We start from the raw sequence: 11,570 nt of genomic DNA, 5'->3' as shown, positions 1-11,570 counted from the left end.
GGACAAAAGCCTGTTGGTGCAAAATGGATCCGATAGCAATCCTTTGCCAACGGTAATCCTTGATTCTATCGGTCTTCGCATGACAATTAGGGCATTGGACAACAGCTCGATTCAGTTCCATAATAAATTCAATTTGTTGCTCACTGTGGATGCATTTTTTTATTACGTTACCTTTGACATTCAAGGAATTTGCTATATAATCAAATGTGGACATAGGCCATCTTCCTTTCATTTAGGTTTGGCGATTTAATTGTAAGAGTGGATGCCGTCTATGTCCACTTTTTTATGCAAAAATGGGGTGAGGAAAGAATATTTCCTCACCCCAACATTTATTATAGAACCTAAAATGGTCTGCAATCACTGTATGTGACTGCAGACCATTTTTCATTGTTTCTTGATATTGACGCCATAGGTTCGATGCTGCGCATCGAGTACAAAGGAAAAAGAAAAAGGCGGGACGTGGCGGTATTATTGTGATTCTGGGTTTGGCTCTCTTCTTTTAAACTTACAGCTCTCTCAATCGGAGCATTTTTTGCTTCGACGCAGCCTCATGCTTTTTTGCTCCGACCGGTCTCGTAATTGATGGAGATTCCAGGCTGGTTGTTATATACATAAACATTGAACTGGACTCCAGCACCTTTATCTTCGACACTGTAGGCTTCCATCTGAACACCCCGCGCCACAAGTTCCCGCTCCTTAAAAATGGGGGTGACCCGATAGAGTACATGGTGATTGGTTTCTTTGACATAGTCGGCTACCATGTTTTCAAAGGGCAGCATCCCTGTTACGTTAAGATATCGTGTCCCAGTAATGAGATTGCGCGGATTGGCGTTTTCTGCCGTCAGCTGATACCCAATCAAGTGGCAGCGGTTGTATAGATATTTGCCGTCAATGCCTTCATATTTGACTGTATGCCAGCCTGAGGGTTTGATGTTTCCGATGGCGCCTCGTTTTTTAGTCGGCATGGTAGAACGGCTTACGTTGGCAAAGGCTGCGCCGCAGCGCCCTAGACTGTCGAGCTTGCTGTAGTGTTCAAAGGAACTGGTGGAAGCCTTGTCCTTATCGGAAAAGCTCGGCACATTGTCATTGATGACAACATAAGGTTTGCCGGAAAAATCAGGAATGCTTGCTAAATCAAAGGAGGTTTGTGCCGCTGATACCTTTTGGGTGGCGACGGGCGCCGCGGCGGGCGCACTCTTTCTGGATGCTGCTTCCTTGGACTGGCCGCAGCCTGCTGCCATGAGTGAGAGGGAAAGTAAAAGGGATGCCGCGAAGTTCATGAGTTTTTTCATTTTTCGTATACCTCTTCTGTAATCTTGTCATGGGAAGAACCGGCAAAACTCCTTGTAAAGACGCAGTGCCAGGCCTTTGTTACATCGATATCAAAGAAAAAATCACCTGGATAGGACCGGTTCCAGTGATAGAGCACAATTTTTTCAATCCGGTCCAGGTAAGGGGCCGCTTCCCGGTCTTCAAGAAGGGCATATTCCTTAGGACCTGCTTTTTGAAGAAAATCTTCAGCCACTTCGATAGAAGCATTTTCTCCTTCAAAGAGGGCTGCCGTATAGGCGTCCATCCAAAGTTTTTGACCCGATACCTGGGCAAGGATTTCCTTCCTGAGGATCCGGTCCTGACTTTGACGGCGGTTGTTAAAGAGCAGGCCGCCTGCATCGTCGACACATGTGATGAGAATCATTGTAACATCGTTCCTTTCCGCAAAGTTGGGTACTTTGTCTATTATAACAAAATCCTTGCTGCGAATGCCTGTTTTCTTAAAAAAGAAGAAGCAGGGAAAAGATTATTTGGATAGTGAAAAGAGTCTTTGGCTGGAGCTTAGGTATCGTGAGCGATAGAAAACGTTTGTTTTATAAAATGAGCCCGTCTTTGAACAATCAAAGACGGGCTGACTCCATTGAAATGAAGTCCAATTAGTTTTTTTGAGCAGGTGCTTTAGGATGGCGTTCCAGAAACCTGAGGGAGTCGCCGCGGTCTACGACCATTTCATAGTTATGGCTAGAAAGGCTCGCATAAAGGGACTGGAGACGGCGCAGGAGGGAAACACCTCCACTGCGCCTTGTGACGCCAGGCACGGGCGGCGGGAAGAGGGGGACACGAAGTACATTGGCCCCGGAGTAAATCGCCATGACTTGTCCTTGGACATGGATGCTGTTAACAAGGGGAGAGGCGGCGATATTGGCCTTAGGGAACATCACGCGCAGGATGGCCGTGAGGCGCAGGAAGGTTTCCAGGTTACACGGCAGCTGATGACGGAAACTCGTTCCTTCCCTTGGAACAAAAGGAGATAGGCTGATTGTATCGGGATTGATTTCCTGGAGCATGGTAAGGTCACGGGCAAGATACTCCGCCATCTCATAAGGAGCCCCGACAAGGAATCCTGTATCAAGCTCATAGCCAAGGAGCTTAAGGTCGTTTAGGCAGTCTATTTTGGTTGATAGGGAATTCGACGGGGGATGGAGTCTTGAAAAGTGCAGGGGATCTGCCGTTTCAAAACGCAGGAGATACCGATCGGCACCGGATTTTTTCATTCGGCTGTAAGATAGGCGGCTTCGCTCACCAATGGAAAGGCCCAGCGCACAGTCCGGAAACTCCCCTTTGAGCGTTGAGATGAGGTTGCCCATGATAATATCTGTATAGTAATGATCTTCTCCTGATTCCAGGATGAATGAGCGCAGACCGAGTTCATACCCTTCTTTCAGGGCGCCGCGGATTTCCTCTGAATTGAGACGGAATCTTTTTTTATCCCTGTTTTCTTCTCGGAGGTCACAATAAAAGCAGTTTCGCGGGCAGTGATTGGTGAACTCCAGAACGCCCTGCATATAGACCCGGCGATGAAACAGATAATTCACCGCTTCCTGCGCGGCCGCAAAAAGCTTATTGCGCAGCGAAGGATCCTGGGAGCGCAGAAGCTCCAAATATTGTTCATCCGCAAGGGACGAACGCTGCATGAGCAGGTCGACAACATCCATGACAATTCCTCAACTTCCCTTTATTCGGTCACTACCGTCTACTTAACATTCCTATTATACTATATTGCGCGGCTTGTTACTAGATGGGTATGAAAAAATGCCCCATCTTGACAAGTGCGTTCCATTCCGATATACTTCATTTGTTATGGAGAGGTGGCCGAGTGGTTTAAGGCACCAGTCTTGAAAACTGGCGATCCTGCGAGGGACCGTGGGTTCGAATCCCACCCTCTCCGCCAATTAAAAATGAGATATGCGGACGCTTTCCGCATAAATTCAAATAACACCGCATGAGTCTTTGAAGAAGGACTGGTGCGGTGTTTCAGTCTTTTATCATTTCCACATATGTTTACATGAGTCCGTACCATCAAGCAAAGCTTGCGCACCAATTGCGCACCAGCTGCCCCTAAAAACATCCTCTTTTGATTCACCCCTATGGACTGTCCGAAAGGAGAAATTTCCCATGAACTTTTTTGATCTTTTATCGGCCCGCCGCAGCGTGCGTCAGTATACGGAAGAACCCATCGAGCGCAATAAGCTCCAACAGATTGTTGCCGCCGGACTCATGACGCCGAGCAGCAAGAACCTTCACAGTACAGAATTTTTAGTCGTCGAGGACCGGAGCCTCATTTCCCAAATGGCCCGCTGCAAGCCTCGCTTTGGGGAAATGCTTACACAAGCGACGGCGGCTGTCGTTGTATTGGGGCGCCTTGAATCCCATGCTTGGGTGGAAGACGCGTCCCTTGCTATGCTCGCGATGATGCTTGAGGCCCGGGAACTGGGAATTGGCAGCTGTTGGGTGCAGGTAAGGCATATGGTCTCCGAAAAAATAGGCTCTGATGGAAATCCCCTTACGTCGAATAAGGATCTGCAGGAACTGCTCCATTTTCCGGATGGGCTTGAGGTTGAAGCCATCCTTTCCTTGGGATATCCGCTCCATCCCATTCGTCCAAGAAAATTGGCTGACGTGAGACCTTTCCGGGTTCATTGGGGCAAGTGGGAGTAGGGCCATTTCCTCTTGCTGTTTGGGCAGCCGTAAAAAAGGGACGCAACGCATAGACATGGACAAGCGACAGGATCTGTACGTATGGAATGGGCGCTGCAGGTCTTGTTTTTTTGTCGCCTTTTGTCCCTTCCCACGAGATTTTTGAAAGTCAAGTTGTATCGACCTTCCTTTCTTTGGTAAAATGAAGGACAAAGCATTGCTTTTTCACCAACTTGCACTATAATGAAAGTGAATACATGTTTAGGATAGGAGGGGTGACAATGGGGTCCAGGACCATTGATGAGCTGCGGAAGCTGCTCCATCTGCCCGATGTGGAATATGGCCGGGAAAGCATCAGGCGCAGGAAGTGGCAGGAACCGCTTCCTGCCGCACTGCAAAAGCTTCGGGAATACCAATGGCAGGCACGCAACAAGTATAGCCCTTCCGAACTTTTTGTCCTACAGGGAAAAGCCGCGGAAAACTATAGCGATGAAACGGTTCACACTGGCCCCTGCCTTCACTATTATCCATCTTATTCGGCGCTCAGTGACAGCGAGCTACGGGGCTACTTTGGCTGGCGTACGCGGGTTCGTCGGGGACAGGTGGAACCATCAAACCTCACCTTTTACATCCTTTATGCCAATGAACTGATCAATCTTATTGGTGTCAAATCGCCGGAGGAGGGATACGAACGGCTCCTAAAGCTGCGGGACGACTATGGGCCGAAGGAACCGACCCTTATTATGCGCCTGAATGAGTGGCTTTTTCATTTCATGGTCTATTATGGGGTGACGCCCGAAAAACTCCCGCCCGTCGTGCAGAGTCTCATGGCCCTTGGTAAGGACCTTACGTATCTGGAAACGGAAGACCTAGTCCTTCATCATCATGAGACCGTTGAGGTCCTTTCTAGACATTCCAATTACAACCTTAAGAAATCCCTTCTCTATCATAAAGATCCTCTGCATTATGAACGCTTCATTGCCCTGATCTACCAAAAGATTGTGGCCTATTTCAAGGACCATCGACAGATGGGATTCATGGATACGTGCCTTGCCAGTGAAACCTATCGTTGGCTCGACCTTTTTGAAACGGCTTATTTTCTTCCTGAACGGCGGGAACGAAAAAAACTGATTTATCGATTCGATCAGTATGCATATGTAAAGACTGATGGGGAAATCTGGACCCTATGGTACCGAACGGCGGATAATAAGCATAGGCGGAGACTGGGATCCTATCTGCGCATGGCCGAAGTCCATTATCGAAAGCTCATGGAAGAGCCGCCCCTCCAGCCGCTTGAAACGCCGCCTAAATGGTTGGTGAAAAGTGTGGATGCCATTGTGGCCCATTTTCAGGAAGAAGCCGCACGTAAGGCACGGCAGGAAGTGTCCTTCGATTTGAGTAAATTGGGCTTAATCCGCAAGGATGCCGCACAAACGCGGGATAAGCTCATGACAGAAGAGGAAACGCGGGAAGAAAGCCTTCGGGAGTTGTCCAAGGAAGAAAGAAAGGAACCCGCTTTGACGCGGGTTGCTGAAAAGGCCTCTGAGCAAGGACCTCAGCTCGCCTTCTTGGAAAAAGAAAAAAGTACAGCCCAGATACCGCCCCCTCACAGAGTGCCCGTGGTGGAAAAGAAGGCACTTCCCTATGGCCTTACGGAGGCGGAAGCCGCTTTTCTTAGGGCACTGCTTACGCATGCATCCTATAAGGAAACGCTTCCTCCTGGCATGATGGTTTCCCTCATGATTGACCGGGTCAACGAGAAACTTTATGATGAATTTATGGATACGGTCCTTGCTGATGACGGAGGGCCGATGATCCTTGCCGATTACGTCGATGACCTGAAAGGAGTCCTACTGTGATCAAAATCCCAAAAAGAATTGCCCGGACCCTCATCAGTTCCTTAAAGGGCGGTGTCGTGCCCCGCATTGGCCTGCCTTATATTACTGTGGGGCGTAAGAACGAGATTGACGCGCTGCTCCACGATGTCTCCGTGATTGAAGAAGGCGGCGCCTCCTTCCGTTTTGTCGTAGGGCGCTACGGAAGCGGCAAAAGCTTCCTGCTCCAAACCATACGCAACTATATCCTTGAAAAGAACTTTGTCGTGGTGGATGGGGACCTGTCACCGGAACGGCGGCTTCAAGGAACCCATGGGCAGGGGCTTGCCACGTACCGTGAACTCGTGCGCAACATGTCGACCAAGACCCGCCCCGAAGGGGGTGCCCTTACGCTCATCCTCGACCGCTGGATTGACCGTGTCCAGGCCCTGACCATGGAAGAAACCGGCCTTGCCATGGGGGATGGGGCCCTTATTGACGCTGTGGAAAAAAAGATCCGCAAGGTCCTATATTCCCTGGGGGACATGGTCCACGGTTTTGATTTTGCCCGTCTCCTGAGTCTTTACTACGAGGCCTACCGCAGCGGTGATGATGCCCAAAAGGCCCTTGTCATCAAATGGTTCCGCGGGGAATACGAGACAAAGACAGAGGCCAGGAAAGAACTCGGCGTCAATATCATCATCACCGATGATGACTGGTATGAATACCTTAAAATCTTTGCCTATTTCCTGAAACAGGCTGGTTATGCCGGCTTTTTTATCCTGATCGATGAACTGGTCAATATCTATAAGATTCCCAATGCCATTTCCCGTCAATATAACTATGAGAAGATCCTTACCATGTTCAACGATACCATGCAGGGAAAGGCCCACTACCTAGGCATCATTCTCAGCGGTACGCCTCAATGCATGGAAGATCCGCGCCGCGGCGTCTATAGCTATGAAGCGCTGCGTTCTCGCTTGGCGGCAGGGCATTTCAGCGGTGACTACAAAGACCTGCTGGCACCCGTGATCTACCTTCAGCCCCTGACGCCGGAAGAACTGCTCATCTTGACGGAAAAACTGACGGAGATCCACGGCTTGCTCTATGAATATGACAATAAAGTGACCCAGGAAGACCGCATTTCTTTCATTCGTCAGGAATTTGCCCGCGTCGGGGCCGATTCGCATATTACGCCCCGGGAAATCATCCGTGATTTTATCGAGCTCCTTGATCTTGTCTACCAGCACCCGGATAAGACAATCGGTGATTTCCTCCAAAGCGGTGAGTTTGTCTATGCCAAAAGTGAGGAAACGCCCGACGGAAAGTTCGCCGAATTTACGCTTTGACTCGGTTGCTGTTTGTTGACAGGAAAGGATCCTGATTTTGTCTATTTTTGATGAATATGCTCCTTTTGTGCAGGATTTCATCTATCGAAATGGCTGGGACGAACTGCGCCCCATCCAAGTGGCCGCAGGGGACGCCATCTTCCATACCGATGATAACCTGCTCCTCACGGCATCGACGGCGTCAGGCAAGACGGAAGCCGCCTTTTTTCCCATCCTGAGCCTTTTTGATGCCAATCCGCCCAAGTCTGTGGGCTGTATCTACATCGGACCGTTAAAAGCCCTCATCAATGATCAATTCCAGCGCCTGACAGACCTTTGTTCCGATGGGAATATCCCTATCTGGCACTGGCATGGTGATGTTTCCCAGTCTCACAAAGCAAAGCTCATGCGCCATCCGTCGGGCATCCTGCAGTTGACCCCGGAATCCCTGGAAGCCATTCTGCTTCATAAGCATATGGCCGTTCCTAGGCTCTTTGGGGATTTGCGCTTTGTTGTCATTGATGAGGTCCATTCCCTGCTGCGCGGTGACAGGGGCGGACAGACCTTGTGCCTTATCGAGCGAGTCAGCCGCCTTGCTGGCGTCAATCCCCGCCGCATTGGGCTGTCAGCTACGATGGGGGACCCTGAACGAACAGGGGCTTTTTTGTCCCTCGGCACGGGGCGGCGCACCATCATTCCCCGTATACAGTCAAAAGGAAGCCGCTGGCGTCTTTCCCTTGAGCATTTTTATGTCAAGGATACCCAGGCCGGGGAAGGGCGGACCGATATCAAAGCCCTGCCCGTTCTCGATGAAAAGACCGATACGGCTCCTCGTGAGGCGGATCCCGGTCTTGGTTACATTTTTGAACATACGCGGGGAAAGAAGTGCCTTGTTTTTGTCAATTCCCGCGAAGAGTGTGAAGGAGTGACGACAAGCCTGCGCCAATACTGCGAACTGAACCATGAGGCGGACCGCTTCCTGATCCACCACGGAAATCTCAGCGCAAGTTACCGGGAAACGGCGGAAATGCTTATGAAGGATGAAAGCAAACCCTTAACGACGGTTACGACGTCGACCCTTGAACTAGGAATCGACATTGGTCGTCTGGAACGAGCCTTCCAAATCGACGCGCCCTGGACGGTCTCGAGCTTCCTGCAGCGTATGGGACGCACGGGACGGCGCGCCCTGCCGCAGGAAATGTGGTATGTCATCAGGGAAGACGAACCGGAAATCCGGGCCCTGCTGCCAGCGACCATCCCTTGGAAGCTCCTTCAAGCCTGTGCCTTAATCCAGCTTTACCTGGAAGAGCGCTGGGTGGAACCGCCGCGGCTTGACCGGCTGCCTTTCAGCCTTCTTTATCACCAGACCATGAGTGTCCTTGCTTCCTGCGGGGAGATGAGCCCTGCTGAGCTTGCCTCCCGCGTACTGACACTCAATTATTTTCACCGCATCACCCCTGATGACTACCGCGTCCTCCTGCATCATCTTATCCAAACGGACCACATCCAGTTGACGGAAAAAGGCGGCCTCATTGTCGGTCTTGCGGGGGAGCGGGTCATCAATTCCTTTAAGTTCTATGGCGTCTTTCAGGAAAGCGAGGAATATACTGTCCGCAGCGAATCCCAGGAACTGGGTACGGTTGTTGCACCCCCGCCGCCGGGTGAAAAGATTGCCCTAGCCGGCCATGTATGGCGCGTCCTTGAAGTAGACCGCAAACGGCATCTGATCTACTGTGAAATGGTAAAGGGCAAAGTACCGGCTTACTTTGGTGAATGCCCAGGTGACCTTCATACAAAGGTCCTGAAACGGATGCGCCAGGTCCTGCGGGAAGATACCCTTTATCCCTATCTCATGAAAAATGCTGTCAGCCGCCTTACGCAGGCGCGCTGCACGGCAACCCAAAGCGGTGCTGCTGATGAGAATCTGATTTTTTTGGGCGGCAAGATGTGGTGCTTCATTCCCTGGCTTGGGACCTATGGATTTCTTGCCATGGAGCGTTTCCTGCGCCTTAAATGCGGAGATAAGCTTGGCCTAAAGAATTTGGACCCCTTCCGGCCCTTTTTCATGCAGTTTACCATGGAAGCGGATGCGCCTACCTTTTATGCCGTCCTGCGGGAAGAGGGGGAAAAGCTCAATAATCCGATGGATCTGGTGTACCCAAACGAGGTCCCTTTATTTGATAAATATGATGAATATTTGCCCGAGGAACTTGTAAAGAAAGGATTTGCCTACGGCGTGCTCCGCATGGATGAAGTCAAGGACTTTTGCCGCAGCCTTTCAGCAGAAAAGGCAAGGCCGGCGGAACTGGTTGACGGGGCACCATCATGAAAAATAGGAGAAAAAAATGACCCAAACCATGGGAACCCTCATTGTCCTTTTATCGACAGGCATGTGGGGCATCTCTGGCGTGTGCGGCCAGTATCTGTTTGAACACACGCAGATTGATTCGACTTGGCTGATTGCTGTGCGGCAGATCCTTGCCGGTCTCATGTACATGATGGTAATAGTCCAAAGGGGAAAGGAACCGCTATTTGCTATTTTTCGCGCTCAGCGGCAAACCCTTTGGAAAATGCTCTTTTTTACCTTGGGCCTTCTGGGGTCCCAGTATGGTTTTTATTATGCCATCAAGCTCTCAAACGCTCCTACAGCAACGGTCCTCATTTACACAGCGCCTGTCTTTGTCGTGCTCCAGCAAGTGCTGATGCAGCATCGACCTGTGGAAAAAAAGGAAGCCGTGGGAATCTTTACGGCTCTTATGGGTGTCTTTCTTGTTTCCACCCATGGCAACCCGACTAGCCTTGTCATTTCGCCGGCTGCTCTTTTTTGGTCCATTTTGTCTGCCATTGCCATGACCCTTTACACGGTGGCGCCAGCGCATATCCTTAAAGAATACAGCAGTCCTTACCTGATGGGGTGGGGGCAGCTCCTTTCAGGATTCATCCTTCTTCCTTTATGCAATCCCTTTCATTCCGGGGTGGAAAGCTGGACGTTTTTTAGCATAGGAGCCATGGGCTATATCATTGTCTTTGGGACGGTTGTGCCATTTCTCATGTACTTTAACGGCCTCAAGGTCATTGGCCCCGTCAAGGCATCTCTCATCAGCTGCAGTGAACCTCTTTGTTCCGTCTTGTTTTCTGTCGCCTTTTTAGGAACCTTCCTTGCCCTGCCGGACTATTTGGGCGTTGTGTGTATTGTAGGGACGGTGGTGATGCTGAGTTTGAAATAGATTGATGGGGGAGCGCAAAAATCGGGCTCAAATTCCAGAATACTGTGCCTCCATTGCATCCATAAAATAAAGAATCAAGCATAGTAGGAAGTACTTGCTTCGAATCGGATCGATTTTTGCTCCGAGTAATAATACGGGATGAGGCGCGGACCTAAACCGCCCCCTTGCGGGGGAAGGGGTCCGAAATGATTTGCTCTCAAACATTTTTCTCGGACTTACGATGACGCATCAAAAGCGTCCTTCGAAACTCCGGGCGAAGGTTCCTCACTACCGTTTGCAGGGAAACGGCGCTTTGCTTCTCATCCACCACCAAAATCGGGAAATGATCATGATAAATGCTTGTAGAAATTTACCGGTTTCGGTCCCCTCCTTTGCAAAAGCGGATCGATGTTGCGCATCGAGTACAAAGGGAAAATACGAACACGGGTCGTTCCAAGCACTATCGTGGTTTCTATATTTTCAAAAGACAATCCTTTTTTCAGAACTCACATAAACGTTAAGAACCCTAAACGGGATCCTTGTTTATATTCGTTTGGGGTTATTTCTCACGATCTTTTGGGTTATAATCTTTTGTCTCCGTGTTTTGCCTAGGTAAAGGCGAATCGACACTACGAGTCGATCTCAAAGGGAAATCGCGAAAGCGGATTGTTCCGGATGCTATTGTTATCTTTCTATAAAAAGATCTTTTTTTTCAGAACCCAAATAAAAACGAAGAGCCCTGTCCCGAACCAGTGACTGCGTTCGGGGCAGGGGTTACTTTTGGAATCATACCTTACGGGTCTTATGCCTTACTGTTTTTCACCGATCAATTCCCAATCTGCAGTTTTTTATAAAGGGGAAAGCAAGCGTCCTATCAGGGCGTTTCGGTGAGTCGTCTTTGAACGAGCTTTTTATCTTAAAAAAACACCCCCGCTCTTTGATGTGTACCCCAAAAACTGGACGCATATAAATTAGTTAAATGGCATTAGTGGATGTTTCCCGATATATTTCGGGAGGCATCCATTTTGTTTTTTTCTGAATCCTTTCCTTGTTGAAATAATGAATGTATTCTTTCACTGCTTTAGCAAATACCTTGAACGAGGTGTATTCTTTTTCGCTTCCGTAATACATTTCATTTTTCATCCGACCAAAAAAGGTCTCCATAATACTGTTGTCATAGCAGTTGCCCTTACGCGACATTGACTGTATAATTCCATGCTTTTTCAATTCACTTCTGTAATATTCATGCTGAT

General features: G+C 49.5%; 10 protein-coding genes and 1 tRNA gene. 6 read left to right on the top strand and 5 right to left on the bottom strand.

The annotated features are described in order from the left end of the window. The 4 genes from H503_RS12610 to hydE all read right to left on the bottom strand — a co-directional run. Positions 1-214, bottom strand: a 214-nt coding sequence (locus H503_RS12610; RefSeq protein WP_026385725.1) for a transposase family protein, incomplete at its 3' end; no start/stop codon positions are given. Positions 215-548: 334 nt separating this feature from the next. Further along, positions 549-1,292: a DNA/RNA non-specific endonuclease gene (locus tag H503_RS0110445; RefSeq protein ID WP_009015833.1), complete on the bottom strand. Its 744-nt coding sequence runs from the start codon at positions 1,290-1,292 to the stop codon at positions 549-551. Then, on the bottom strand, positions 1,289-1,696 hold the full coding sequence (locus tag H503_RS0110440) for a hypothetical protein (protein ID WP_009015832.1): 408 nt from the start codon (positions 1,694-1,696) through the stop codon (positions 1,289-1,291). The genes H503_RS0110445 and H503_RS0110440 overlap by 4 nt, the downstream gene beginning before the upstream one ends. Positions 1,697-1,928: 232 nt before the next feature. Further along, positions 1,929-2,987, bottom strand: a complete 1,059-nt coding sequence (hydE, locus tag H503_RS0110435; RefSeq protein WP_009015831.1) for a [FeFe] hydrogenase H-cluster radical SAM maturase HydE — start codon at positions 2,985-2,987, stop codon at positions 1,929-1,931. Positions 2,988-3,134: 147 nt separating this feature from the next. On the opposite strand from hydE, the gene H503_RS0110430 reads away from it, so the two are divergent. The 6 genes from H503_RS0110430 to H503_RS0110405 all read left to right on the top strand — a co-directional run bounded on the left by H503_RS0110430 (position 3,135) and on the right by H503_RS0110405 (position 10,338). Then, positions 3,135-3,223 (top strand) — tRNA-Ser (locus H503_RS0110430). Between the two features lie 224 nt (positions 3,224-3,447). Then, positions 3,448-3,990, top strand: coding sequence for a nitroreductase family protein (locus tag H503_RS0110425; RefSeq protein WP_009015830.1), 543 nt, complete (start codon positions 3,448-3,450; stop codon positions 3,988-3,990). Positions 3,991-4,250: 260 nt separating this feature from the next. Beyond that, the gene (locus H503_RS0110420; RefSeq protein WP_009015829.1) at positions 4,251-5,828 is read left to right on the top strand and encodes a TerB N-terminal domain-containing protein; all 1,578 of its coding nucleotides are present in this window, start codon (positions 4,251-4,253) and stop codon (positions 5,826-5,828) included. Continuing rightward, positions 5,825-7,132: an ATP-binding protein gene (locus H503_RS0110415; protein WP_009015828.1), complete on the top strand. Its 1,308-nt coding sequence runs from the start codon at positions 5,825-5,827 to the stop codon at positions 7,130-7,132. Before H503_RS0110420 ends, H503_RS0110415 begins: the two co-directional genes overlap by 4 nt. 37 nt (positions 7,133-7,169) lie before the next feature. Further along, positions 7,170-9,440: a DEAD/DEAH box helicase gene (locus H503_RS0110410; RefSeq protein ID WP_009015827.1), complete on the top strand. Its 2,271-nt coding sequence runs from the start codon at positions 7,170-7,172 to the stop codon at positions 9,438-9,440. A 16-nt stretch (positions 9,441-9,456) separates the two neighbouring features. Then, positions 9,457-10,338, top strand: coding sequence for a DMT family transporter (locus tag H503_RS0110405; RefSeq protein ID WP_009015826.1), 882 nt, complete (start codon positions 9,457-9,459; stop codon positions 10,336-10,338). A gap of 954 nt (positions 10,339-11,292) precedes the next feature. Here the strand turns inward: H503_RS0110405 and H503_RS0110400 are convergent. Next, positions 11,293-11,570, bottom strand: a 278-nt coding sequence (locus tag H503_RS0110400) for an IS3 family transposase (protein ID WP_026385724.1), incomplete at its 5' end; no start/stop codon positions are given.

It is taken from the genome of Acidaminococcus intestini DSM 21505, assembly GCF_000425045.1.
Lineage (GTDB): Bacteria > Bacillota > Negativicutes > Acidaminococcales > Acidaminococcaceae > Acidaminococcus > Acidaminococcus intestini.
This window is presented reverse-complemented; position numbering and strand designations above follow the sequence as displayed.